General features: G+C 56.2%; 20 protein-coding genes. 13 read left to right on the forward strand and 7 right to left on the reverse strand.

What is annotated here, in order from left to right; translation table 11 throughout:
* The first annotated feature begins 37 nt into the window (after positions 1 to 37).
* The 5 genes from H6F75_RS18125 (at position 38) to H6F75_RS18145 (ending at position 6,445) form a co-directional block, all read left to right on the forward strand.
* On the forward strand, positions 38 to 1,246 hold the full coding sequence (locus tag H6F75_RS18125; protein ID WP_190753845.1) for a ferrochelatase: 1,209 nt from the start codon (positions 38 to 40) through the stop codon (positions 1,244 to 1,246).
* Between the two features lie 534 nt (positions 1,247 to 1,780).
* Positions 1,781 to 2,968 carry a DNA double-strand break repair nuclease NurA gene (locus tag H6F75_RS18130; protein ID WP_190753846.1) on the forward strand — a complete coding sequence of 396 codons (1,188 nt, stop codon included), beginning with the start codon at positions 1,781 to 1,783 and terminating at the stop codon, positions 2,966 to 2,968.
* 190 nt (positions 2,969 to 3,158) lie between these two features.
* Positions 3,159 to 3,998 (forward strand): PEP-CTERM sorting domain-containing protein, encoded by an 840-nt coding sequence (locus tag H6F75_RS18135; RefSeq protein ID WP_190753847.1) that lies wholly within the window; start codon positions 3,159 to 3,161, stop codon positions 3,996 to 3,998.
* Positions 3,999 to 4,138: 140 nt separating this feature from the next.
* Positions 4,139 to 5,539, forward strand: a complete 1,401-nt coding sequence (gene fumC, locus H6F75_RS18140; protein ID WP_190753848.1) for a class II fumarate hydratase — start codon at positions 4,139 to 4,141, stop codon at positions 5,537 to 5,539.
* A gap of 144 nt (positions 5,540 to 5,683) precedes the next feature.
* On the forward strand, positions 5,684 to 6,445 hold the full coding sequence (locus tag H6F75_RS18145) for a phycobilisome rod-core linker polypeptide (RefSeq protein ID WP_190753849.1): 762 nt from the start codon (positions 5,684 to 5,686) through the stop codon (positions 6,443 to 6,445).
* A gap of 242 nt (positions 6,446 to 6,687) precedes the next feature.
* Here H6F75_RS18145 and H6F75_RS18150 read toward each other — a convergent pair whose 3' ends face one another.
* Positions 6,688 to 7,380: a pre-peptidase C-terminal domain-containing protein gene (locus tag H6F75_RS18150; protein WP_190753850.1), complete on the reverse strand. Its 693-nt coding sequence runs from the start codon at positions 7,378 to 7,380 to the stop codon at positions 6,688 to 6,690.
* Between the two features lie 159 nt (positions 7,381 to 7,539).
* Here H6F75_RS18150 and H6F75_RS18155 point away from each other — a divergent pair, with 159 nt between their 5' ends.
* From H6F75_RS18155 to bioF, 6 genes are all read left to right on the forward strand, one after another.
* Complete coding sequence (locus H6F75_RS18155; protein WP_190753851.1) at positions 7,540 to 7,836, forward strand: hypothetical protein; 297 nt, start codon at positions 7,540 to 7,542, stop codon at positions 7,834 to 7,836.
* A gap of 121 nt (positions 7,837 to 7,957) precedes the next feature.
* The gene (gene glgB, locus H6F75_RS18160; RefSeq protein WP_190753852.1) at positions 7,958 to 10,252 is read left to right on the forward strand and encodes a 1,4-alpha-glucan branching enzyme; all 2,295 of its coding nucleotides are present in this window, start codon (positions 7,958 to 7,960) and stop codon (positions 10,250 to 10,252) included.
* A gap of 26 nt (positions 10,253 to 10,278) precedes the next feature.
* Positions 10,279 to 10,701, forward strand: a complete 423-nt coding sequence (locus H6F75_RS18165; RefSeq protein WP_190753853.1) for a VOC family protein — start codon at positions 10,279 to 10,281, stop codon at positions 10,699 to 10,701.
* 264 nt (positions 10,702 to 10,965) lie between these two features.
* Positions 10,966 to 11,478 carry a TetR/AcrR family transcriptional regulator gene (locus H6F75_RS18170; RefSeq protein WP_199303996.1) on the forward strand — a complete coding sequence of 171 codons (513 nt, stop codon included), beginning with the start codon at positions 10,966 to 10,968 and terminating at the stop codon, positions 11,476 to 11,478.
* Positions 11,479 to 11,536: 58 nt separating this feature from the next.
* Positions 11,537 to 12,244 carry a glutathione S-transferase family protein gene (locus H6F75_RS18175; RefSeq protein WP_190753854.1) on the forward strand — a complete coding sequence of 236 codons (708 nt, stop codon included), beginning with the start codon at positions 11,537 to 11,539 and terminating at the stop codon, positions 12,242 to 12,244.
* 10 nt (positions 12,245 to 12,254) lie between these two features.
* Complete coding sequence (gene bioF / locus H6F75_RS18180) at positions 12,255 to 13,448, forward strand: 8-amino-7-oxononanoate synthase (protein ID WP_190753855.1); 1,194 nt, start codon at positions 12,255 to 12,257, stop codon at positions 13,446 to 13,448.
* 4 nt (positions 13,449 to 13,452) lie between these two features.
* Here bioF and rpsU read toward each other — a convergent pair whose 3' ends face one another.
* From rpsU to H6F75_RS18195, 3 genes are all read right to left on the reverse strand, one after another.
* Positions 13,453 to 13,641, reverse strand: a complete 189-nt coding sequence (gene rpsU / locus H6F75_RS18185; protein WP_073608157.1) for a 30S ribosomal protein S21 — start codon at positions 13,639 to 13,641, stop codon at positions 13,453 to 13,455.
* 146 nt (positions 13,642 to 13,787) lie between these two features.
* Positions 13,788 to 14,087, reverse strand: coding sequence for an RNA-binding protein (locus H6F75_RS18190; RefSeq protein ID WP_190753856.1), 300 nt, complete (start codon positions 14,085 to 14,087; stop codon positions 13,788 to 13,790).
* A gap of 169 nt (positions 14,088 to 14,256) precedes the next feature.
* Positions 14,257 to 14,460 (reverse strand): hypothetical protein, encoded by a 204-nt coding sequence (locus tag H6F75_RS18195; RefSeq protein ID WP_073608159.1) that lies wholly within the window; start codon positions 14,458 to 14,460, stop codon positions 14,257 to 14,259.
* A 405-nt stretch (positions 14,461 to 14,865) separates the two neighbouring features.
* Between H6F75_RS18195 and H6F75_RS18200 the strand changes: the two genes are divergently transcribed.
* Complete coding sequence (locus H6F75_RS18200; protein ID WP_190753857.1) at positions 14,866 to 16,797, forward strand: lipase family protein; 1,932 nt, start codon at positions 14,866 to 14,868, stop codon at positions 16,795 to 16,797.
* A 4-nt stretch (positions 16,798 to 16,801) separates the two neighbouring features.
* On the opposite strand, the gene H6F75_RS18205 is transcribed toward H6F75_RS18200, so the two are convergent.
* The 3 genes from H6F75_RS18205 to H6F75_RS18215 all read right to left on the reverse strand — a co-directional run bounded on the left by H6F75_RS18205 (position 16,802) and on the right by H6F75_RS18215 (position 23,004).
* Positions 16,802 to 17,818 (reverse strand): hypothetical protein, encoded by a 1,017-nt coding sequence (locus H6F75_RS18205; RefSeq protein WP_190753858.1) that lies wholly within the window; start codon positions 17,816 to 17,818, stop codon positions 16,802 to 16,804.
* Between the two features lie 46 nt (positions 17,819 to 17,864).
* The gene (locus tag H6F75_RS18210; protein WP_190753859.1) at positions 17,865 to 19,424 is read right to left on the reverse strand and encodes an ABC transporter substrate-binding protein; all 1,560 of its coding nucleotides are present in this window, start codon (positions 19,422 to 19,424) and stop codon (positions 17,865 to 17,867) included.
* Positions 19,425 to 19,629: 205 nt separating this feature from the next.
* The gene (locus H6F75_RS18215; protein ID WP_242020112.1) at positions 19,630 to 23,004 is read right to left on the reverse strand and encodes a tubulin-like doman-containing protein; all 3,375 of its coding nucleotides are present in this window, start codon (positions 23,002 to 23,004) and stop codon (positions 19,630 to 19,632) included.
* A 348-nt stretch (positions 23,005 to 23,352) separates the two neighbouring features.
* On the opposite strand from H6F75_RS18215, the gene H6F75_RS18220 reads away from it, so the two are divergent.
* Positions 23,353 to 26,133: a UPF0182 family protein gene (locus H6F75_RS18220; protein ID WP_190753860.1), complete on the forward strand. Its 2,781-nt coding sequence runs from the start codon at positions 23,353 to 23,355 to the stop codon at positions 26,131 to 26,133.
* The last annotated feature ends 105 nt before the right edge of the window (positions 26,134 to 26,238 follow it).

Here is a 26,238-nt window from a genome sequence, read left to right on the forward strand (position 1 = left end):
TAGCCTGTACAAGATACACCTCCGAAGAGCAAGCACTATGGTTGCAACCCCTGATGTTATTCAGACATCTGCATCTCACTCCCACCCATCATCCTCTAGCGATAGCCGGGTAGCGGTGCTGCTGATGGGCTACGGCGAAGTCGAAAGCTACGAAGACTTTGCCAACTACAACGAGCAGGCGCTCAACCTACTAACGGCAAAATTTGCCCCCGTGCCCACCTGGGTTTACCCGCCGCTGGCCAAAGTGCTGGCCGCCTTCGACCTCCATGAGTGGAGTCACCAGCACGGCAATTTTATCTCTCCCCACAACGCTATTTTTGAGGCCCAGCGGGCCGGCATCGAGGCTAATTTGCAGGAACGCTGGGGCGATCGCGTCAAGGTGTTCAAAGCCTTTAACTTTTGTAAGCCCTTCCTGCCCGACCAAGTGCTAGAGCAGATCAAGCAAGAGGGTTACGACAAACTCCTCATCTATCCTCTGCTGGTGGTCGATTCTATCTTCACCAGCGGTATTGCGATCGAACAGGTGAACGAGGCGCTGGTCAAGCTCTCCGACGGCACCGAGCACTGGGTCAAGGGAACGCGTTACATCCCCTCATTCTTTGATGCCCCCGACTATATCGACCTGCTGGCAACCATGGTCGAAGAAAAAATCAAAGACCACCTAGCCGTGGCCCACCTGCCCTCCCAAACCGGCGTTGTGTTGATGAACCACGGTTGTCCCCACGAGGCCAAGGGCTTTACCTCTGGCATTGACGAGAGCCAAAAGCTCTACGACAAAGTGCGCGATCGCCTGATCTACAAGTACCCATTGATTTCAGTAGGCTGGCTCAACCACGACACCCCGCTGATCAAGTGGACTCAGCCTAACGCTGACCTAGCAGCCCGCAACCTGATCGATCTGGGGGCCACTGCCCTGGTATTTATGCCCATCGGCTTCGCCACCGAAAACCATGAGACCCTGCTGGACGTTGAGCACATTATCGAAGGGCTGCGCCGCAAGCGCCCCGACGTGACCTATGTGCAGATGCCCTGCGTCAACGATCGCCCTGACTTCCTAGCCATGGCGGCCACCTGGGCCGACAAGCACATTGCCGATCTACTGGAGGAAGATGCCCTAGCGATCAATCCTTCCCTGGCGGCATCTCAGGCGGCGGCGGTGCACAGTCACCACGGTCACAGCCACGACCACCATCTACCCGGACACGATCACGGTCACAGCCATGATCACGGTCATCATCACCACTAGCACCGGGTTTGTCTCTGGCGCCTGAAGCGAAAGCATCATTTCAGGCTCTAGATGACGACACGCGCATAGAGGCGGATGGGCGAGACTTGCCTATCCGCTTCATTACCATATTGGGCAAAGTAATCGGGCTAAGCGCCACAGCCAACCCTAAAAACGCCCAGCTGCTCAGGCGGCTCTTGGGGTTTGACGGGTCATTTAAGAATGAGCTAATAGCCAGAAGAAAAACCATCAGCGATGCCAACAGATAAAGCTTGAGGGCCATAGTTTTTTGAGGTTGATTGCTCTATCTCTAGACTGCCTGGGGACCATTGCTCTAGACATGGTTAAGAATACTGAACTTTGGAGCGAGCATTTTTGGCTTCACTGCGTCCGATCGCCCGCAAGCAGCAGACGGGTTCAATGCAATCTAACATCAATCGCAGGTAGGTATTTGTAGTCAGCGATCGCTACTACCCAAAGACCCTTCGTGACAAAGCCACAGCAAACCCGCTAGAATCAGCCGTTAATACAGGTGTTCTCAGCAATGGATGGGTTATGCCAGTGAGTTCCAGCCAAATTAAAGCCCTGCTCGACCAAAAGCGAGATGCCTTTAGCGCCTTCAGTCGGGCTAAGTTTGAGCTGATGCACGCCTACAACCGAGCGTGGATTGAGTTTGCCGCCCTGCCACACAACAGGCAGCTCGCTCAATTAGATAACCTATCCGGGCCGGTGGGAGCCCGTCCCCTAGAGGCGATCGCCGCTGAAAAAGGCATTTTGCCGTTTTTCTTCACGGAATCTGGCCCGGTGAGCGATCGCTGGACGAACCGCGAACAGAGCGCCCAGTGGGTGCAGACCGTGCTAGAAGACATCACCACCTTCGCGGTGGATGGCTCCCAAATCTCCCCTGGCAAAGATATTTCTATCCCAATTGCGCTGCTGCAAATTGGCTGGTTTGAGAACCCCCACAGCGCCACCCGTCCCTACAAAAAAGATGTGCGGGTCGATCTTATGACCCCTGCTGAGCTGGGGCCAAACCCAGCTCAGCCCGTAGAGCGCCGCGTCAACATTCGCCGCTTTCAAATGGAGGTGGCGCGGCTGGTCGAATATATTAACGCTTGCCAAGACCCAGAGCGCACGCTGGTATTTTTCGACGGGGCTCTGGTGGTCACCTTTGCTGAAGCCTTTGACCAGGAGAGCCAAACTGCCTACGTGCAGTCTATTCTCTCGCTGTTAGAGGCCAGCGATCGCCGCCGCGTCCCCCTGGTGGGCTATGTGGATACTTCCTACGCCCGCGACTTGACCACAATGCTGCACCACGTCTATGGGCTAGAGGCCACCGAGGGCATTCACGACGCCCAACTGCTGGCGCGGCTGATGGAGTGGGGCGATCGCAGCGCCGTGTTTCAGTGCGATCGCGGCGGCGTTTTAGACCAGTACAACGACTACGGCGATCAAATCGCCTTTACCTATCTCAAAACTACCCGTGACGGTCACCCCGTGCGGCTCGAAATGCCCCGGTGGATGTGGGAAAGTGGCCACATCACTCAATACCTCAACTGGGTGAGAGGCGAAGTGATTATTGGCGGCGGCTACCCCTACAGCATTGAAACCGCCGACCAAACCGCCGTACTTCAGGGCCAAGACAAACACATTTTTCTGCGCGTGCTGCAAGATTGGGCCGATCGCGAAGCGATCAATCTGAGGCTCTCCCGCAAAATGGTCAGCAAACAGCGCCGCCGCTAGCTCACTATAAAGTCTTTGTGAACCACTCCCAAACTCCGTAATTTGACCTACACACTCTCTTACGGAGAGTGTTTTAGTAAAGAAGTACACCCAAAACCCATATCTGTCTCGGAGAGACCATCAGACGCAAACGCCCCCTTTCGTCTATGGCTACTGCCTACAGTGCCTACTTAAGAAGGATTTGCCCTGCATGAAAACTTTTAAAACCTTAGGATTTGCCCTAGCGCTAGTGGGCCTGCTAGGAGCGATGGCTCCCGAAGCGTCAGCCAAAGCTAACGGCAACGGCAATGGGAAAGGCAATCAAACCAGTCAGCCGCCGGCTACCACCACTCCACCTGCTACCACCACTCCACCAGCCAGTTCCACTCCGCCGGCTGACTTTACTCCACCAGCCAAGGCTAATGGCAATAGCAATGGCAACGGTAATGCTGCTTCTACCACAACTCCCCCTGCAACGACCACTACCATAGCTCCCCCTGCGACGACCACTAGCCAGCCGACTTCTGCTTTTGCCTGTTCTGGCGGTTCGGTGACCAGTAATCCTCTGGCGGGCGGGTCTTCCCTCAGCTACAGCCAGTGCATGACGTCATCGGGCAACGATGTCAGCAGCGGCATCGCGGCTAACCTCACCGCCTTTCTTGACAGTACCCTGGGGGACGGCTGGGTGTTCGATGGCAAGTATGAAGGTGGGCGCAACTCCTCTGGGCCGAATGATTATGGCTTTAGCTGGGTACAAACCGGCAAAGGCAGTGGCACCTGGAGCCTAGCTGAGACCGTGACCAGTCCCTTTGTGGTCAGTCTCAAGGCTGGTAACGCCTACACAGCCTACTACTTCGACAGCAGCACCAGTTTCAACAGCGGCACCTGGGCCACCTTTGATCAAAAAGACCTGTCCCACGCTTCGTTCTTCGTCGCCAAAGGCCTCACCCCCGAAGAACCCAACACCACTGTGCCAGAACCAGCCTCTACCGCTGCCCTAGTACTGGTGGGCCTCAGCGCCGCCGGGCTAGCCCGCAAAAAGCAGGGTTAGGTCAGCTGGTCTCAACGTCTAAAAATTGCCCACAGTGCTCCGGTGACTTACCCATGTCGTCGGAGCTTTTCTATTGAAAGGCGCTTAAAGGCTTTGCCCTATGGTTGAATCGGAGAATAGTGCGCTGGGAAATACCGTCAATGGCTGAACCGACACCACACACCCGCCAGGAAACTGACAGCATGGGGGCGATCGCCGTGCCCAGCGATCGCTATTGGGGAGCCCAAACTCAGCGATCGATTCGCTATTTTTCCATTGGCAAAGACAAAATGCCGTTGGAGGTGGTGCATGCGATCGCGATCGCCAAAAAAGCCTCAGCGCTAACGAATGCTGACCTGGGCAAACTGCCCCGGGAAAAAGCTGACTTGATTGTGCAGGCCGCAGATGAAGTTATCAACGGTACCCTCGACGATCACTTTCCGCTGCACGTGTGGATGACCGGCAGTGGCACCCAGTGCAACATGAACGTCAACGAGGTAATCGCTAACCGGGCGATCGAGCAGGCGGGCGGCGAGATGGGCAGCAAAACCCCCATTCACCCCAACGACCACGTCAATATGTCTCAGTCATCCAACGATGTGTTTCCCACAGCCATGCACATCGCCGCCGCCCAGGCCCTCGTTCACACCCTAAGCCCCGCCGTCACCCGGTTGAGGGATGCCCTGGATGCAAAAGCCCAGGCCTGGAGCGACATCGTTAAGATTGGTCGCACCCACATGCAAGATGCCGTACCGCTCACCCTAGGCCAAGAGTTTTCTGGCTATGTGGGCATGCTCAACGACAACCTGAAACGCCTCGAGGGCTGCCTGCCAGGGCTGTACGAGCTGGCTCTGGGGGGCACGGCGATCGGCACCGGCATCAATGCTGGGCCAGGCTTTGCTGAATCTGCCGCCGAACACATTGCTGCCATCACTGGACTACCCTTCGTCAGCGCCCCCAACAAGTTCACCGTCATGGGTGCCCACGATGCTGTGGTGATGGCCAGCGGCGTGCTCAAAACCCTGGCGGTATCGCTCTATAAAATCGCCAACGACATTCGTCTGCTGAGCTGTGGTCCGAGAGCTGGGTTCGCGGAGTTGCAGCTACCGGAAAACGAGCCGGGGTCATCGATTATGCCGGGTAAGGTAAATCCGACTCAGTGCGAGGCCTTGGCGATGGTGGCGGTGCAGGTCATGGGCTATGACGCAGCGGTAGCCTTTGCCGGAGCCAGCGGCTCTCTGGAGATGAACGTCTATAAGCCGATGATGATCTTTAATCTGCTGCAATCGGTGCGGTTAATGGCCGACAGCTGCCACAACTTCACTGAGTTCTTGGTCGCTGGCATGACCCCTAACCTCAAAAAGATCGACCAGTACGTGCAGCAGTCGCTGATGCTGGTCACCGCCCTGAGCCCAGCCATTGGCTACGACAAAGCCTCCCAGATTGCCCACCACGCCTTTGAGCACGACCTCACCCTGAGGCAGGCCGCCCTGGCCCTAGGCCATGTCTCAGAATCGGAGTTTGATCGGCTGATTGTCCCCCGCCGCATGACCCATCCTTGAGCCACAGCAACCGCTACAGTGTCCACACCTGTGGAATGTTAAGGACTATGTTGATTTGCTCAGGATGCTCAGGTTCGCGGCAGCCATTCCCGTATGATCATCCTTAAAGTTTGTAAATTTTCCTAAGATTCTGGAGATTCAAACGTGTCTCTTCCGTTACTAAACTATTCCCCGTCCAGTCAAAATCAGCGCGTTGCGGCTTACGAAATTGGCGGCGACGAACAGCCCAGAATTTTCTCCACCGATGACCTGTACGATACCAGCGATATGGATGCGCTGATTACGGCAGCCTATCGGCAGATCTTCTTCCACGCCTTTAAGTGCGATCGCCAGACCTTTCTGGAATCGCAGCTGCGCAACGGTCAAATTACCGTGCGCGACTTTATTCGTGGCCTGGCGCTGTCGCCGACCTTCTACAGCAGCTTCTACGAGAAGAACAGCAACTACAAGTTCGTTGAGCACTGCGTCCAGAAAATTCTGGGCCGCGATGTATACAGCGATCGCGAAAAAATTGCCTGGTCTATCGTCGTGGCCAACAAGGGCATTAAAGGCCTAGTCGATGAGTTACTCGACAGCGAAGAGTACCTCACCAGCTTTGGCTACAACACCGTGCCCTATCAAAAGCGCCGGGTACTGCCCGGTCGCCCCGAAGGCGAGCGCCCCATCCACATCAAGAACCCCCGCTACGACACCTACCACCGCAACCAACTGGGCTTCCCTCAGATTGTGTGGCAGTCTCAAGTCAAGCGCTACGTTCCCCAGGAGAAGAAGGTTACCGCTGGCAATCCTCAGGGCTTCCTAGGTATGGCCCGCAGCATTGGAGCCACTGGTGCGGCACCCGCTCGCGTATCCACCAGCGACATCAACATCGCCACTGCTGTGCCCTACCGCAAAGTGTCGTCGTAACTAGGTTCAGCAATAGCCTTCTGGCTATATTTCTAGAACACCATTGGGGATGCGAGCTACGGCTGGCATCCCTTTTTTTGTCCAAGCTTGATAGGTCCGTTGGTCAGGAGCTCTTTCAAAACGGGGTGCATGGGCAAAAAAAATCCCCTGGCTATTGCCAGTGGGACTTTTCAGGGTGCATCTACCATTCACCTTTTCACCAAGACGAGACTCCGTCCGGAAAAGTTGCTGAAGAGTTTTACCTATTGTGGTTGTGGGCTCTCGGCATTGCGCAGCACCTCGGCCTGCTCTCGTAGAGAAGCGGCCCAGTCTTCAGACCCATTCGCCTCAAACAGGGTAGCGGCCTGCTCAAAATCGGCAATCACTGACTCTCTTGCCTCTAAAGGGATGTCTTCTGGCCCTTCTACTGAATCGCCTTGCTCCACATACACCTGCCCTAAGGTGGCCTGGGCCCGCCCTAGGTAGGCCGATGATTGATCTGGGTCAATTGCGATCGCTTCAGTGTAGGCAGCAATGGCGCCGGAGTAGTCTTCGGCCAGAGCCAGGGCCTCGGCCTCGGCATAGGTCACCTCAAATTCGGTAGAGGTGCGCACAACGAGGTCATAGTCGCCACCCTGACCTGAAAATGATCGAGCTACCACAGTGTAGGTACCGTCTTCAGGCAGCTCGACGATGATGGTTGAGTTTAAAGTGCCGCCAAAATCGTCGTTAGTCGCGATTTCGGCCTCGTCAGGCCCTGTCAACGACAACACTGGATCAAAGTCCTCACTGGCCAAGGTGATCGTCATCACCTGTCCGGCTGTGCCCTCGAAGGTATAGGTAGACTCTGCCGGATAGATGGTGCCCGCCTCTTCTAGCACGGTATCGGCGCGAGCAACCAGCGCTGCCGGGCCAGCCAGCAGCCCTACCAAGGCCACAGGCGCGACTACTCCCACAGGAAACAACCGTAGAAAACCCATGCAACCTCCCTTGGAGAAACAACGAACACACAAATCTGCCATGCAGCCTAACACAAGGCCGACCTAGCCTACGGAACCATTAGCGGTGTCTCAGCAGGCTATGGTAATACTGGAGCCATGCTACTTAGCCTACCTATGCCCCGTCTGTACTGCGTATTAACCTGTCTAGGAATGATGGCCGTCCTAGGGGAGCGTGCCCTAGCACTGCCGCCTCCCGATGACATTCCCGAAGAAATTTTACGCACAGAGGTAATTACGGAGGCGCGATCGCCCCTTGACGGAGAGCCGCTTTCTGCCGCAGACTACGCTGCTCTGCAAGAGCATCTGCGCGACCCCAACACCGAGACCGTGGTTAACCCTGATATTGCTGAACTGATTAAACTTTTGCAGCTAAGGCGTCTCCTTAAGCCCATTCTCCCTTTCTTACGGTAGGGGCCAAATAAACCAAGATACGCGAAAATTTCCCTGTGGAAATCGCTAAGTTTTGTTACTCTATTCCGCAGATAGTAAATTTACATAGACCGTCTATATCCCCCTGTGGACCTTTAATAACATGCCTGCAACCGTTGACGCTGAGCAGATTGACCGGATCGTCTGGAACCAGCACCATGACCCCTTCGAAATCTTAGGGCCGCACATGGTGCAGCAAGATGGTCAAACGGTCTGGGCCGTAAGAGCCTATTTACCTCAGGCTGAGAAAGCCTGGGTAGTACTGCCAGAAGAGCATAAAGAAGTGCCTATGGAGCCCAACCATAACCCTCACTTCTTTGAATGTGTGCTGCAGGTTCAAGATCTGGCTAACTACCAGCTCAAATACGTTATCGGTGACCATGTCCACGTCATCTATGACCCTTACGCCTTTAAGACCCGTGCTATCACCGATTTCGACATCCACCTCTTTAGCGAAGGCAACCACCACCGCATTTACGAAAAGCTAGGTGCGCACTTCACTGAAGTCGAAGGCGTCACTGGCGTGTATTTTGCCGTGTGGGCCCCTAACGCTCGCAACGCATCGGTACTGGGCGATTTTAACTACTGGGATGGCCGCAAACACCAGATGCGCCGCCTCTCTAACGGCATCTGGGACCTATTTATTCCTGGGTTAGACGTTGGCACCCACTACAAGTACGAAATTAAAAACTACGACGGTCACATTTACGAAAAGTCCGACCCCTACGGCTTTCAGCAAGAAATTCGGCCCAAAACTGCCTCTATTGTCACCGATCTAGACAGCTACGCCTGGCAAGATGCCGATTGGATGGAAAAGCGTCGCCAGACCGAGCCTTTAACCCAGCCAGTCTCTATCTATGAGCTGCACATTGGTTCCTGGCTGCACGAGTCATCGGCTAGCCCTGCCCTGCGCCCCGATGGCAGTCCAGAACCGGTCGTTACGGTAGCTGAGCTCAAGCCCGGAGCTCGTTTCCTTACCTATCGAGAGCTAGCGGATCGGCTGATCCCCTACATCAAAGAACTAGGATTCACGCACATCGAGCTACTGCCCGTTGCTGAGCACCCGTTCGATGGTTCCTGGGGCTACCAGGTCACCGGCTATTACGCCGTCACCTCTCGCTACGGAACGCCCGAAGACTTTATGTACTTTGTCGATCAGTGCCATGCCAACGGCATTGGCGTTATTGTCGACTGGGTGCCAGGCCACTTTCCCAAAGATGGCCACGGCTTAGCATTCTTTGACGGCACCCACCTCTACGAGCATGCTGACCCCCGCAAGGGCGAGCACAAGGAGTGGGGCACCCTGGTGTTTAACTATGGTCGCAATGAGGTGCGCAACTTCTTGGTGGCCAACGCCATCTTCTGGTTTGAAAAGTACCACATTGATGGGATCCGGGTAGATGCTGTAGCTTCCATGCTCTACCTCAACTACTTCCGCAAGGATGGGGAGTGGGTGGCTAACGACTATGGCGGCTGCGAACATATTGAGGCGGCAGACTTTCTCCGCCAGGTAAACCATGTGCTGTTTACCTACTTCCCTGGGGTGCTCTCGATCGCAGAAGAATCGACTGCTTGGCCGATGGTCTCCTGGCCTACCTACGTGGGCGGGTTAGGCTTCAACCTCAAGTGGAACATGGGTTGGATGCACGACATGTTGGACTACTTCAACATGGATCCATGGTTCCGCCAGTTCCACCAGAACAACGTCACCTTTAGCATTTGGTACGCCTTCACTGAAAACTTCATGCTGGCGCTGTCCCACGACGAGGTGGTGCACGGCAAGAGCAATATGCTGGGCAAAATGCCGGGGGATGAGTGGCAAAAGTTTGCCAACCTGCGCTGCCTCTACACCTACATGTTCATGCACCCGGGCAAGAAGACCCTATTTATGAGCATGGAGTTTGGTCAGTGGAGCGAATGGAATGTTTGGGGCGACCTGGAATGGCACCTGCTTCAGCATCAGGCCCACGCCAGCCTTAAGCACTTTATGGGTAAGCTCAACGAGTTTTACCGCAGTGAACCGGCTCTGTTTACCCAAGACTTTGACCAAGCTGGCTTTGAGTGGATTGACTGTAGCGACAACCGCCACAGCGTGGTGGCCTTTATTCGCCGCGATAAGGGCAGTGATGAGTTTGTTGTTGTGGTGTGCAACTTTACGCCCCAGCCCCATAGCCATTACCGCGTGGGTGTGCCCGAACAGGGCTACTACAGAGAGCTCTTCAACAGCGATGCCCGCGACTTTGGCGGCAGCAATATGGGCAATCTGGGCGGTAAATGGTCTGAGGATTGGTCTTTTCACAACCGCCCCTACTCGCTGGATCTGACTCTGCCACCGCTGGGAGTGATTGTGCTGAAGCTGACTTCGGAAGAAACTCAGAAAGCTCTATCAGGTCAATAACCGAGAGTTAGCTGGTCGAGGTCCCTATGCAACCACGCATTACTGTTATCACCCTTGGCGTGGATGATTTGGAGCGATCGCTGCAGTTTTACCGAGATGGCCTAGGCCTCTCAACAGCCGGGATTGTGGGCCAGGAGTTTGAGCATGGAGCCGTTGTCTTCATCGATCTTCAGTCAGACCTAAGACTTGCCCTCTGGCCCCGCGAGAGCATTGCCCATGACACAGGGCTGTTGCGGGGCGCACCCAGTTCGACAGAGTTCACGTTAGGGCACAACGTGGCCTCTAGAGCAGAAGTCGATGCTGTTATGGAGCAAGCCATCGCCGCCGGTGCAACCATCGTCAAGCCACCCCAAGAGACCTTTTGGGGGGGTTACGCGGGATACTTCCAGGATCCAGACGGCCACCTTTGGGAGATTGTCTGGAATCCACAGTGGGCAGCGCCGGATTGAGCGCTCCAAGGTACCTTCCCAGGATTAACTCGATCGGCATCACAACAGCTGTACAGACAAGAACGTTCAACGTCTTCGGATGTCGCTTCAATCGGTAGGGCTACGTTTCTACGCCGTAGCTAACCCTTGCCCTCTTTAGAAGTTGCTGGTAGTCCGAATCAGACCGATCAGTCTTTTTCGGATGTCAAAAGCCCAAGTTACCAAGGCGCATATCATCGACCCAGCGTAGCCCTGTTTAACCAACAGGGCTACGCTGGGTCGTCGATGTCTGATGTGATGCGGGTGACAGGACTGCAAAAGGGGGGTATTTATAACCACTTTCGCAGCAAAGATGAGTTGGCCTTAGAGGCCTTTGTCTTCGCAGTTCAGCGCGTTCAGCAGCTATTTGTGGGGGCTCTGAAAGGTAAGCGCCACGCCGTAGACAGGTTAATGGCCATACTTAGTGTTTATGAACGGTTTTTGGAGGATCCGCCGGTTCAGGGTGGCTGTCCACTCCTCAATACAGCGGTGGAGAGCGATGATGCCCACCCGGCGTTACGAAAGCAAACGCAGATAGCGATGGATGCTTGGCGATCGCTGATTGAGCGCATTGTCGACAAAGGCGTTGCCCGCGGTGAGCTGCAACCCACCGTAGATGCTGCAACAGTAGCTACGATTTTGATTGCCACCATTGAGGGAGGCATTATGCTCAGTAAGCTATATGACGACCCCTCCTATTTAGAACAGGCTCTAACCCATTTAAGAACCTATATTCAACAGCTAGCAACACCCAGCTAATTTTTTTGCGTCAAAACAGACCGATCGGTCTTTCATGGTCTTATAAGGAACCGTGCCCATGCTGAAGCTCTACTACGCCCGACCATCTGTTTATGCTCGCCCGGTGTGGCTCACTTTGATTGAAAAGCAGTTGCCCTTTGAATTGGTAACAGTCGATTTAAGCGGCAAGCAGTTTGAGCCTGAGTTTTTGGCTGTTAACCCCTTTGGCCATGTGCCGGTCCTAGAAGACGGCGATTTTCGCGTTATTGAGTCGATGGCGATTTTGGATTATCTAGAAGCCCGCTATCCCGATATAGCGCTGTTGCCCAAGGATGCAACCGCTCTGGCCAAAGTTCGCATGGTGCAGATGCTGACGCTCAACGAACTGCTGCCAGGAGTTTTTAAGCTGCTGATTGATAACCAGCGATCGGACCAGAAATCGGCTGAGATAGAATATGCTCAGCTACGGATCAAAAATACGTTGGGTTTTCTGGAGAATTTGCTGGGCGACGGCTGCTATTTCGCGGGCAAGCAATTCACTTTTGCAGAAATCGTTGCTGGAACTATAGTCCACAAGGTACCGGATCTGGGAGTTGCGCTGACCGATTATCCTCGGTTAAGTCACTGGTCTGAACGGCTGCTGGCTCGACCATCCTGGCAGCAGATCGCGCTGAGCGCAGAGGAATGGAGCACCTTTAAACGCCGCATGCGCGTCATTCCTAAAATTTGGCAGCGCCGTCGCCATCAGCGAATGACCGCGCTGTCGCAGCAAAGTCTAACGATGTAATCACTCGTCTATGGGCACCAACCCCTACGCTTGGCTGGATAAATCTCTGGCCGCCCTGCACCGGGCCCACCGCTATCGAACAGTAGCGGCTGTTGATGGTATGACCGGAGCCGTCGTGCAGCGGCAGGGGCAAACCCTGATCAACTTCGCCAGCAATGACTACCTGGGGCTAGCCAGCGATCCTAGGCTAGCGGAGGCAGCGATCGCCGCTATCCAGACCTACGGCACTGGCAGCACCGGCTCGCGGCTGCTCAGCGGCCACCGAAAGCTGCATGGGGAGCTAGAGCGGGCGATCGCCGCTCTCAAGGGCACTGAAGATGCGGTCGTCTTTAGCTCGGGCTATCTGGCCAATATGGGAGCGATTGCCGCCCTAGTCGGCAGCCCAGACCTAATTTTGGGTGACGAATACAACCACTCCAGCCTCAAATCGGGGGGCAAAGTTAGCGGTGCCACTGCCCTAGACTATCGCCATGGTGACGTTGCCCACCTGGAAGAATTGCTGAAGCTGCACCGCGATCGCCATCGCCGCTGCCTGATTACTACTGACAGTGTGTTCAGCATGGATGGTGATCTGTGCCTGTTGGCGGCCATTCTTGACCTAGCAGAGGCTCACAACGCAATGGTATTGGTGGATGAGGCCCACAGCACAGGAGTATTTGGCGACCGCGGTTCAGGGGCTGTAGAGCACCTGGGCTGCACCGAACGTCCTTTAGTCACCGTTGGTACCCTCAGCAAAGCTCTGGGCAGCCTCGGGGGCTACGTAGCTGGATCTGCTGTGCTCATCGACTTTATCCGCAACCGCGCCCCCGGCTGGATTTACACTACGGGTCTATCGCCGGCGGACACAGCGGCAGCCCTAGCGGCGGTGAAGATTATTCAGCAAGAAACCTGGCGCCGCGAAGTACTCTGGCACCAGGTGAATCACTTGGTTCAACGAATTGATCAAATCTTGACAGAGCCAGCAGCAGTCTCCCTGAGGCTGAGGCGGTTGCCTTCGGCATCGCCTATTATTTGCCTGGAAGGTTCGTCAGCAGGAGATATTTTGAAGGCTAGCCAGTACCTACAGTCAGCTGGGCTATGGGTGGCAGCCGTACGCCCGCCCACAGTGCCCACAAGCCGCCTGCGAATTACGGTTATGGCTACCCATAAGCCCGATCACCTGCATCAGCTGATTACTGGACTACAGACTCTGAATCAGGGTTGAGCGCTTAGCGCTTTGAACCCCAACGCCGCTGCTTCTGGCGAGCGATAGTCTTACGCTTTTTCTTTTCGATCGGGGTTTCAAAGTGGCGATTCTTTCGCATATCCGAAAAAATGCCGGCCCGAGCCACCTTGCGCTTAAAGCGTCGTAGGGCCGATTCAATGTTTTCGTCTTCTCCCAATACAACCTGGGCCATTAGTTCTCCTAAAAATTTGCTAACGCGGGTAAAGCAGCGCTCTAGTAGCGTCAGCCTAAAACCACTGGGTATCGCTGAGCGCGATACCCTACTTCGAAAGCCCGCAGGCTGAGGTATGGCCAAGGGCCTTGGCCATACCTAGTTGCCTAGCGACGGCTGTTGTTCCAGCCGCCGCCACCACCGCCACCACCGCCACCACGGGACTCCCGGGGGCGAGCTTTGTTGACCTTTAGGTCGCGCCCCATCCACTCAGCACCATCGAGGGCCTCGATGGCTTTGTCTTCGTCGGCTTCGCTTTCCATTTCGACAAAGGCAAAGCCACGAGGACGACCGGTCTCACGATCGGTGGGCAGGCTAACCCGGCTGACAGCACCATATTCAGCAAAGACCTCGGTGATTTGGTCTTGGGTGGCGCTGAAGGCCAAATTCCCTACGTAAATCGACATGGATACATCTCCAAATAGAGAGAGAAGGAGTAGAAAGTTATCAAGGAGATGTACTCAACTAAGGACTAAGCCAAGCCGGTAATGCAACTAACAACTTGCTTGTCACACGATAGCACAGGGCTACCTTGTGACCAGTATGGGGCGATCGCAAACTGTCTGCCAGAGTTGTCTAATCCTCCGGCAGTACCCATTTAGGCGGCCGTGAGGCACGCTCCATCATTCTGCGCCGCACAGCCTCGTCGGCCATTTCAAGCATCTTATCAAGGGGAGTGTCAGAAATAAATTTTGACGCTTCGTCGGTGTACTTCAGGTTGGGGCAGTCGTTCCCCAGCACACAGCCGTCTTTACAGTCTACTGCGCAATTAATTGCCATTGTCTTTTTAGCCTCATAACGTCAGCGTTAGGGCAAAATTTGCTTTAAAGAGCCCTTAAAAATTGTAACAACCTGCGCTCGCGCCGTCGTCGAGCCGTTGTGTAGAGAATTTCTTTGGGGCTGCTCTAGACCAGGGTAGAGTTAGCAAAATGCGATCGAGGTTGTCATGGGCCTACCCCCCGACGCTCAGCCCCGCTGGCCCCTAGGGATTTTGGGAGCAACGCTACTCCTGCTCCTAGGGATTGCTTACCTGTATTGGAGAGACCCAGCCCTGCTCAGTTGGCTAGTTTTAGGGACAGAGCAGCCAATTTGGCGCTGAAGGTCAGAGACGGCGGGTATCCAGAGAGTTTTCAGAGAATTTTTCGGTAGCATCGGGGCAGCAATGGGACTGGGTGGCTCGTAACTATGGCGATTCGTCGGTTTTTTCTGGTTTTTGGGGTCTCACTGAGCTTGAGCGCGGGCGCAATAGTCGGTGAGACCCTGGGGGCGATCGCACCAGTACCGACGGCAACGCCAGCGCTGACAACAGGATTAGACATTCAAAAAGAGGTTCTCATTGCTCAGAGCCTACCGAGGCGCCTGCTGCGATCGCCGTTGAGAATGATGGCGAGCATCTCCCCAGCCCTCTTGCTGGCTAGCTTGAGCCTGGCAGGCGGCGCGTTTATTGCTCTGGCTTGGCTGCATGTCTATCAACAGCAGCGCCGCTGGCAGCGGGTAGAGTTAGCTCGCCAGGAAGTGAAGGCCTTTCGTGAGCGCGAGCCAGTCAAAAACGTGCTGGATATTCTCGACTACGAAGAGTACCGCATATTTTATATCAAACACCCCGAAGATGGGCGGCTGATTAGCTTTGAAGCTACTGACCATCGCCTGCGGCGGGCGCTGCGATCGCACGATCAGATGGTCAAGATGCGCAATGGCCTCGATGAGCTCAAGCACCGAGCCAGTCAGAAAAACACCTTTTCCCCCAAAGCCTTGGAGCTGGTGCAGCGGTACGACAGCGAAGAATTCATCATTGAGATCACCCTGCGCGACTGGTTTGAATCATTTCTCGGCGGTCTAGAGTATTTCGAAACCATGATCGAGTCGGGCTTAGTGACGGCCGAGGAGATTAAGCCCTTCATCATCTACTGGATCAACTTGATTGGCGATCGCCGCTACCGGCGCAAGGGTGGCTCTGGGTTCTACGACAAGCTGTTTCACTACATCTACTGGGCGGGCTACGGACGGGTACAAAAGCTGTTTGAGCGCTTTGGCTTTAAGATTTTGCCGCCCCCTTACAGCACCCACGACTTTAGCGGCATTGAGCTAGAAGAGGGCAAGTACGACACTTACCGCGCCCTCTGCCTGGCTAAAGCCGCCCATCTGGTCTATGAAGACCGCGACTATGTCACCGATATTTCGCGGCTGTGGCTCAGCGATGACATCGACAACCGCTGGCAGCAGCTCAGCGCCAGCAAGTATGTGGTCGAGGTGCTTAAAACTTGGCTACAAGAGGGCGAAAAAGCCAGCATCCGCGATATCCGCGACAATTTTATGTACCTCGACATGCGCCTCACCGACACTCAGGCGTTTATATTTCGGCGAGACAACAACCTGATTTTGGTGTTTAAGGGCACCCAGCAGCTCAGCGACTGGAAAACGAACCTCAAAATTCGCCTGAAAGAATTTACGGTGCTGGCCGATCAAGAGGCCGTACCGCCGACGGGTCGAGTCCACCGCGGCTTTTTAGACGCCTGGCAAAGTGTAGAAAAGCAGGTGGTTTACTACCTGAAAAAGTGGCGAACCCCGGAAACTAAGCTGTGGGTGACCGGCCATAGCCTGGGCGGTGCCCTGGCGGCAGTGGCCACTATTTCCCTAGAAACCCAGGGGTTTGAGGTTAGCGGGCTCTATACCTTTGGCCAGCCCCGGGTAGCCGACTGGAAGCTAGTCAACTACATGAATGCGCGGATGGGCGATCGCATCGTCCGCTACGCCAACAACAATGACATCGTGCCGATGATTCCGCCGCAGATTATTCCCTGGGTGCCGACGCGGGTGTACGGCCACATGGGCCAGTTTCGCTACTTCAACAACTCTGGCAACCTGCGCCGCCAGTCGTTTATGACCCAGCGCTTCCCTGACCGGCTGTTTGGCATGATTCACGCCATTGTCACCTCCGGCACCCCCGATGCCGTAGATGACCACAAGATGGAGTTCTACGTGGCCAACCTGCAAAAGGCGCTCGATCGCGAGGAAGAAGAGGTCAAGCTCGAAATTGAGCAGGGCATGATCAGCGGCGACTTTGTTGAGGGTATGAAGGAGCGCATGCGGGCGCGGCAGAGTCGAGCCGATGGCTAACTTGTCAAGAGGCGGGTTCGTAGTCAAGCAGCACGCAGGGGCCCAACCACACCCGGCGATCTTGAAAGTTAATTGACAGAGTGAGTTTTTCTTGGCTGGGATCGCAAATGGCTGGTGGCCCCTGCCCCTCACTCGATGACTGATAATCAAGCTGCCCGCTCAGGCTCATGCCCTTGAGATTGGCAGCCTGCTTAAAGTGGTATGAATCTCCCGGCCTGACGACGCTAAAGCCCAGATTGACTCCATCGCTACTGTCTTCGATCGCCCGCTGAATATCGGCGGTGGTTTTAGCCCCAATGGGAAAGTACAGCAGTTTCTCAATTACCACGTTAGTGCCAAAGGGCGGCTCGACTTTGGGCACCGACTCTACCCGCACCTCGAGAGTTCTCTCATTGACAATGCGCCGCACCTCGGAGTCCGACATCAAACTAGGGCTGGAAGAATCAGGGCGGTAGAGGCCCACCTTGGTGCTCAAGGTCCAGGGGTTGAGGCCCCGGTCGGTCTCAGTGATATAGGTGTTCAGCAGTCCCAGGGTGCCGTCTAGGTTGAGTCCGGCTAACTGGTCATCGGTGGAATCAATAATGCCGTGATCGACTAGAATCTGCTTGACTTTGTTCAACTCAAAATCGTTGTTGATGGGGGCGATCACATTGCCGATCTGGCTCAACACAATTAGGGAGCTGAGGCCGATCAAGATGATAAAGGTTGCAGTCGGCCCCCGAGCTTTGAAGTTGAGACCCGGCAGCACCTTGATTACATTTTCCCCAGAAGCTTCTACACCCTCCGTAGGTGACACTCGAAAGGCCAGCAGCGAAATGATAACAGTGGCGATCAAAGGCACAAACAGCCACAGCGATAGTAGGCCTGCAATTAGCCAAAGATTGCGCACCCCTGCCGATGCTGACAGGTTAGCCGCAGCCCAGGTCTGGGCCAAGGCTGCCTGGCCCAGCACTATCCCCGCTCCCCCAAGAAAGAACGCTATAGCCAGATGCTTGACCCAATGTCTTGATCGATAGTGCATGATGGCGATTAAGGTCTCATAGGTTGGATTTTGTACATGGTGCTGGCTAGGGCAGCGGCACGAAGTCAAAGCCGGTGCCTGAGCGGGTACCGGGTTTAACCTCGACCAGCAGGACGGTGGTATTGCGATCGCCCGACGGCAAGAAGTTGATTGCCCCTGTGGATCCATTGGCGGAGAACCCTTGGGTGGTCAACGCCTGACCGAGCGCAGCTCGTCCTGAGGTGCCGCTGTCGGGAGCCACATTCCCCACGGTGCGGGCTGAACTCAACACCTGAAACGCGTCGTAGCTGAGGGCGGTGCGCCAGTTGACATCGCCGCCCCAGAGGCCAGAGGCAGTCTGAGCAAAGGGTGGGGCCGATTTGAGCGGATGCCAGGGCACGGTGACCACGGTGCCCGTCAGGCTGGCCCCGCCCTTTTCCAGAGCGTCGATGCGGTAGAAAGCGTCGCCAGCGAGCACCGGCAGCTGGCTATTGTTGAGCTGGGCGACGGCGATCGCCGCATCAAAGGTGGCCGAGTCGGGCAGCAGCACCACAGCATCGGCCCCGCTGCCCTGCAACTCCGCCGCTGGATTGCCCTGGGATAAATCGACCAGCTTGGCTACCTGTCCCCCTTCTAGGCCCAGGGTAGTGGAGAACGCGTCTTGCAGCGACTTGCTGTAGGAGCTTTGGGAGTTGTAGTAGACGATGGGTTTGCTCTTACCCAAGGTAAGCATGTGGCGGGCCAGGGTAGTGCCCGTAAACTGGTCACTGGGAATCACCCGAAAAACAAAGTTGCCGCCCTCCCTAGGTATTGTGGTCAGCTCTGTGGTGGTGCTAGTGGGAGAGATCATGGGCAGCTGGCCCTGTTGGTAGACGGGGGCAGCGGCTAGGGTCGTAGTGCTGGTGCCGTGGCCAATCACGCCAACGACATTGGGGTCTTGGACTAAAGCGTTGGCGATCGCGGCAGCCTGACCGGCATTGTTGTAATCGTTAGCAATCAGCACCTTCACGGGGGTGCCGGCCTTGATTGCCTCATCCTGGGCCTGGGCCACGCCGCGCAGCAGCTCGCGGGCGGTGTTGGGGCTGTCGCCAACGGGTACTACCGCAGCAATGCCCAAAGCAGGATTAGCCCCAATCCGCGCATTGTTGAGGTAGATCAACGCTTCGGGGTCGTTGCGAACCGCGTTGCGGGCCGCCTCAAACCGCGCGGCGGCAGTGGCATAGTCGCCCGAGGCGTAGGCAGCAGCCCCAGCTTGCATATCGGGGTTGGGAGCATCAGTAAAGAGGACGCGATCGCCCCAGCTCAGAGCATTCGTCACATCAGCAGGCTGGCCTGGGGTGGTCGTCGGTGTAGCGGCGGTAGACGTCGTGTCGGCATCAGCGGCAGGATCTGTGGGGGTAGTTTGCACCGCCGTTGGCGACTGCGGCGCATCCTTACGCACAAAGGCGTTGTAGCCCGTGAAACCCAGCGCTGCTAGAAAGATAAGTGCCCCAACCCCAGCAATCAGCGGAGCGATAGACTTGCTCTTTTTCAGCGGTTGGCCGCAGATTTCACACTTCTGGGCTGTGGTGGAGTTTTCTTCGTAGCCGCACTTGGGGCAGGTGACATGGTTGAAGCTGTCGGTCATGGCGAATGGGTAGGGGGTGGATGGGTGGGGAGTGAAGTTTTAAGTTTTAGGTGTTGAGTTTTGAGTACAAGAAGTCAGGTAGGGCGGGTGTAACGGAGTGAAACCCAACACCAGAGAGGGTTCCGTTGGGTTCTGTTAACGCGCTAACCCAACATACGGCATCCAAGAACTCAAAACTCAGAACTCAAAACTCAGAACTTTCTTCCTACGGTCGATTTATTTCGGCGCGCACGTTGTCTTCGATGGTGGCAACCTGCTCGTTAGTGAGCCCCAGTTCTTCTTGAAGGTCGAGCAGTTGGGCCTGCTCTTCTAGGTCAATCTCGCTGTCGTTGTCGAGGAAGGCGCGGAACATCAGGGCATACTCAGCGGCGGCTTGCTCGATGGTGTTTTGGGGCAGAAATTGGGCAGCGATCGCATTGGCATCAGCCACCGAAACTCCATACTTCACCCGAAATTTTTCCAGCAGTTCTAGCTCCGTGGGCGAGGGATTGCCGCGCCGGTAGCAGGTTTCGACTAGCTTGGCGTATTTGGCTATGTTCTCGGAGTCGAGGGAGGGGGGAGGGGGGGCAGGGAGGGGAGATGGGGAGGGTGAGGAAGATGGGGAGGTAATGGGTATGGCGGGTGAGGGAGTGGCGGGCGCATCCGTGGGGATGAAGAGGCGGTGGGTGGTGACAAAGTTGGAGATCGCGGCCTGAATGCGCTTGTAATCCTCGCTGTCGGAGCCGCCTGGAATCGTTTGCTCCTGCTGTTGCAGGTAGGTCATCACCTGGGTGTAGAGGGCTTGTTTTTGGGGTTTGGTGGCGGCCTGTTCGCCAATGGCGCGAATCGCTCCATCCAGGGTTTCGGCCAGTCGCCGGTTTTGGTCGGTGAGCAGGAAGTCCTCGGCCTCTTCCCAGGTGTCTCCCATGACTTCGGTTTTGTCGAAGCCGGTGAGCTTGTCGCGGTAGGTAAATTTGACCTCAGCGAAGCCGGTGACGCGGTTGTCTTCCTGGCGAACTAGGCCCAAGGCGTTGGCCAGCATCAGGTTGTAGCGAGCCTGGCGTTCGTTGCTGGTTTCAGGCATCACGTCGCCAAACTGGCGGTAGTCTTGGTGGGTGTGCAGGGGGTTGTGGTCGGCTTGGCTGACGGCGCGGTAGAGCGATCGCATCCGCTCCATGCCCTCAATCAGCCGTAAGGGAAAAGCCCCCGTCTCCTGCACAAAGTAGATGTGGTAAGGGTCGTTGAGGGGGCGAATTTCTTTGTCGGTGACGGTGCTGGTTTTGCGAATCATCGGCAGCAGGGCCGAGACCGCCGGATCCGTAGGCTTGCTGCCGCCCTGGATGCCAACCAGCTTTTGGTATTTCTCTAGCTTGTCGTCCCAGCCCAGCTTCTTCTGCTCCTGGCTAAGGCGCAAAAAGGCTTCCGACTTCTCGAAGGTGGTTTTGATCTGGGCCTCCTGCATCTCGACGGTAGGGTACTGCTCCAGAAATTTGCGGGCGGTAGAGATATCGAGCTGGCTGCGGCGGCGAAACACATCCATCGCCTGACCCAGTAGGCGTTCGTAGAGGTCTTTGGTCTTGAGGGCGTCATAGGGATAGAGGTCAAACAGGCGCACCCGCAGTTCTTCGAGCACCTGCTGGGAAAGGGTTTGGCAGAGGGTTTCTTCCTGGTCGGCGACGGTTTTGCGGTAGGCGGCGTCGATTTCCTTTTCGTCGTAGAGCAGAATGCCGTTGACCGTCAGGCCGCCAGTCTCCCGGGTGTAGACTCGCTCTTTATCCTTCAGTTCGACCTGGACGTTGCTCAGTACCGTCTCAAAGGCGGTGAGATCGACCAACAGCTGGTCAATTTCTTCGCGCAGGCCGTCGAGCAGCATTACCCCCAGGGTGCGGGCTTTAACCTCGACTTTAGAGACATAGATCTGCTCCAGGGCCTGCATGATGCCTTGAAAGTCGTCTTCAATGACTTTCTTGCGGTTGAGCATCATCATCTGCTTGGCATGATCGTCGATCTGCTTCAGCAGGGTTTGGAGGGCGTTTTGGGCCGATCGCTCGCGCGGTAGCCAGTGTTTCTGCCGATCTTGATCAAATCTGCTGCGAAAGTCGGCAAACACCTCAATTAAGACTTCCAAGAATTGCCGGGTGAATTTTGGCCCCCGGAAGCGATCTTCCACCATCTGATAGACAGCGGCCCGCAGTTCCTTGCGCTTCTCGGGGATCAGCCAGGTGAGGTTGTCCCACATTTTCTGGAAGTAGTCGCTCCAGCGCTTGGGGTCGGTGCCGGTGTCGTTGAAGTGGGGAGCGTATTTCTCCTGCTCGTTGGAGATAAATCGCTGGAGATTTTCAAAGGGAATATTCAGATCGTTGCGGCACTTGCGCACCCCCGCCACCCAGTCGGCGACTTCCTTGGCGTAGGGCTTTTTGTTGTCACCCATGCTGATGCTGTCGATCACCTGGTGGTCGTGCTCCGATTCCGCCAGAAACAGGCCGGGGAGGATCTCAGTGCGAATCAGGTCGGACATCGCCGCCGGGGCTGGGGTCGGGTTGCTCCACCAGTCCACCAGTTTGGCCGCGAGGCGGGCTGAGCAGGCGTTTAGCACCCGCTCGACCGGAAACTGAATGCTGGAGAGGCCAAAGCTCATGAAATTTTGCGGGTAGCCTAGGGCGTCGGGGCTGGCCCAGTGCTTGCGCACGTTGTCGCGCACCAGCTTTTTGTACTGGCTAAAGCCGGAGCTAAAGTCGAGAAAAACGTTCTGAGCCACCATTTCGAGCACGTCACCCAGGGTGGGGAAGGTGACTTTGTCGTTGCTGTTGCCCACCAGGTAGGTGAAGTTGAAGGGCACGTCAAGCCCGCTCTGGGCGGTGATGCGATCGCTCTGGCTGTCGCTATATTGAGCGTCAAAGCGGGTATCGCCCCGGCTGTAGTGGTTAAGCTCCATCAGGGCGGCGTAGGCGTTGGCGATGACGCGATCGCCCAGGCCCGAAAAGGCCCCCGGTAGTACCAAAAAAGCGCTGGTCTGCGGCAGTTCTGATACCGGCACCCAGTCGCGCAGGTTGTAGGCCAGATCCATCACCATGCCGGAACCGGTGCCGCCGGAGAGGGAGCAGACCACAAAGATGTTGATGCCCTTGTCGAGCTGCACCTTCCAGCGATCGAGCATGAATTTTTCATGGCCGACGATGCGCCCCTTGGCCTTGGTGAAATAGTCCTTAATCAGCGGATAGTTGAGGCTAAAGGCAAACCGCCCCAGGGCGCGAATCTGGCCAGCCCCAGACAAGATCGAGTCGGTGCCCTTGAGTTCGCTGGGGAACCATTCGTCTAGGTATTGGTAAGCCGACAGCTTGTTGAGAATAGCCTTGGCATCTTCGACCTTGGCCCACACCTGCTCGATCGGTCGCAGAGAAATATCCTGCTTTAGCACCGTCTGGGCTTCGGAAACCTTGGCGTTTTGCTCGGTGTCAATGTGCAAAAACGAGACGATTGGCAGGGCGTCGAGGGAGCCATATTGCTCCACGATCATGCGGCGAATTTTGATCAGGATCTCTTTGCCAGTTCCCCCGACGCCAATGATGACGGTGGGGGTCATGCCTGTATATTCGCTCATAGGTGGGGCACCGAGGGAGGGCTACTGCCAGTTAGGTTTCCCAGGTAACTTCCGTGAAATTACGGGCGTTCCGCACGAGCTTAGTAAAAGTTGACAATCAGCCTGGGAGACACCGCGGCGATCGCAGGTTAACCCAAGCATAGTGGCGCAACACTCTATCAGTAGATAAGTTAGTCAGCCAACGGAGGGGGACTATCGATGCGATCGCCGTCCTAAAAAAAGATTAAGCCTGGGGGTATAGGCAGCTTGTCTCAGCAGTGAGATCGCTAGACTTTAGAAGCAACGGCACTTCAGGCGCTATGTTTAGAGGTTTTGCCTGGCTGCACTTCGCCCTTACCTGCCATACCTGTGACCTATTCCCCTGCTACATCCTTCAAGGCCCGTCGGCTGCTGCCCTGGGTGGTAGCAATCACTCTGCTGCTGGTCTTTTCGGGCAGCTTAGTGCATCTGCTCACCGAGTCCTGGTGGTTTGAGTCAGTGGGCTATGCGTCGGTGTTTTGGGTGCGCATTAAATGGCAGCTAGCCCTGGGAGTGGGGTCGTTTGTCGTCTACGGCGGAGTGCTGTGGGCCAACTACCAGATCGCGCGGCAGCTAACCCGCGATCGCGTCTACCGCTTTTTGAGCCGCTACAGCAACCCGGTTCAGCGCCAACAGATTGAGCGCTTTACCCACCTGGGGGTAGCAGGGCTGGTTTTTCTGCTCTCGCTGGGGGTGGCGCTGCGGGCGGCGTCAGCTTGGCAAACGGTGCTGCAATTTCTCAACCCCACCGAGTTTGGCACCCCCGACCCCATCTTTCAGCGCGACATTGGCTTTTACATGTTTAAGCTGCCCCTGTGGCAGGGGCTGCAAGACAGTTTGCTGGGCCTGCTGGTGTGGTCGCTGCTGCTGGCTAGCGCCGTGTATGCCCTCAAGGGCGAGGTGCGCCCCGAACGCGGCTGGAAATACTTTCTCACGGGGGAAGCTAAAGCCCACTTGTGTCTGCTGCTGGCGGCGATCGCGGCCCTGCTGGCGGTGGGCTTTTGGCTCGATCGCTTTTCGCTGCTCTACTCTGACAGCGGCGTCATTTTTGGGGCAGGCTACACCGATGTCCATGCCCGGCTCCAGTCTTTTTGGCTGATGGGGTTTGTCACCCTGGCGGTGGCGGCGCTGTTTCTAATTGCCCTGGGGCGCAGCGGCTTTTCGCTGCCCATTTTTGGCATTGTGATCTATCTGGGCGTGCTGGTGCTGGTCAACGGCATGTATCCCTGGTTCCAGCAAAACTTTGTGGTTGAGCCCAACGAGCTCACCATGGAGCGCCCCTACATTGAGCACAACATTGCCTTTACCCGCGCGGCCTACAATCTCACCAGCGTGGTGTCAGAGCCCTTCCCCGCTGACAACCGCCTCGATCGCGCGGTACTCGACGCCAATGAGCCCACCATCGGCAACATTCGCCTGTGGGACTACGCCCCTCTGCTCAGCACCTACAAGCAGCTGCAAGAAATTCGCCTCTACTACAACTTTGAGGATGTGGATGTTGACCGCTACACCCTCAACGGCGACTACCGCCAGGTTACCCTCTCGGCCCGCGAGCTGCCGGTCGAGCAGCTACCCCCCGAGGCCCAAAACTGGATCAACCGTCAGCTCAAATTTACCCACGGCTTTGGGATCGTGATGAGCCCGGTCAATCAGGTCACCCCCAACGGGCTGCCCGACTTCTTCATTCGCAATGTGCCTCCGGCTTCCACCGTCGATTTGCCCCTCGATCAGCCCCGCCTCTACTACGGCGAAAGCACCCGCAACTACATTTTCACGGGGGCCAACACCGACGAGTTTGACTATCCCCAAGGCGACACCAACGCGTCTTACCGCTATACCGGAGCGGGCGGCGTGCCGCTCAACTCATGGCTGCGACGGCTGGCCTACGCCTTTGACTTGGGCAACGTGCGAGTGCTGATTTCCAACTATTTCAGCCCTGAAACCCGGATTCACTACCACCGGCTGATTACTGAGCGGGTGCGCCACGTCGCCCCCTTTCTCACCTACGACAGCGACCCCTACCCCGCCGTGATCGACGGGCGCATCAAGTGGGTTTTGGATGGCTACACCAGCAGCGATCGCTACCCCTATTCTGAGCCCCTCAACCGTCGCACTGACATGGTCTCGCTGGTGGAGAACACCAACCCCCTGATGCGTAACGGCGTCAACTACATCCGCGATGCAGTCAAGGTGTTTGTCGATGCCTACGACGGCACCCTGGAGTTTTACGCCCGCGATCGCGACGACCCGCTGCTGGCCACCTACAGCCAGATTTTCCCGAGTCTCTTCAAACCCATAGAAGATCTGCCCGCCGATTATCGCGAGCACCTGCGCTACCCCCAAGACATTTTCACGGTGCAGGCTCAGATGTACCGCGCCTACCACATGGAAAACCCTGAGGTGTTCTACAACCGTGAAGACCTGTGGCGGTTTCCAGAGCATGGGGAAGAGGACGAAGTGGAGCCCATGGAGCCCTACTACGTGATTATGAAGCTGCCCCAGCTAGAGGGAGAGGAGTTTATGCAAATTCTGCCCTTTACCCCGGCCAATCGCGACAACATGATCGCCTGGATGGCGGGCGGTTCCGACGGCGACAACTACGGTCGGCTGCTGCTCTACGAATTTCCGAAGCAGGAACTGGTGTTTGGCCCCACCCAGGTCGAGGCCCGCATTAGCCAGACTCCAGAAATCTCTGAGCAGCTCACGCTTTGGAGTCAGCAGGGCTCAGGGGTGATTCGCGGCACCCTGCTAGTCATTCCGGTGGAGCAGTCGCTGCTCTATGTGCAGCCCATTTATCTGCGGGCCGACCAGGGTGAGTTGCCCGAGCTGCGGCGAGTGATTGTTGCCTACAACGATCGCGTGGTGATGCGAGAGACTTTGACTCAGAGCTTAGACGCCATTTTTGGCGATGCAGTTGCCCCACCGCCCACCCCTGCGGTTCCCGGTACCGAACCTGCCCCACCCAGCACTGTGTCCGATCTGGTGCAGTCGGCGCTGGAATCGTACCAAAGTGGCCAGCAGGCGCTTCAGCAGGGCGATTGGCAGCGCTACGGCGAAGCCCAGCAGCAGTTAGAGCGCGCTTTACAGGAGCTAAATCAACAAAATCCGTAACATTTGGGACGACATTACCTTAGGTTTACACCCTGTGAGCCAATGATTGTGTCAATATCAGCCACCACGGGCATACTATAGGGAATTCTCCGGCCTGTGCGCTGA

This window comes from Nodosilinea sp. FACHB-131, assembly GCF_014695395.1.
GTDB lineage: Bacteria > Cyanobacteriota > Cyanobacteriia > Phormidesmidales > Phormidesmidaceae > Nodosilinea.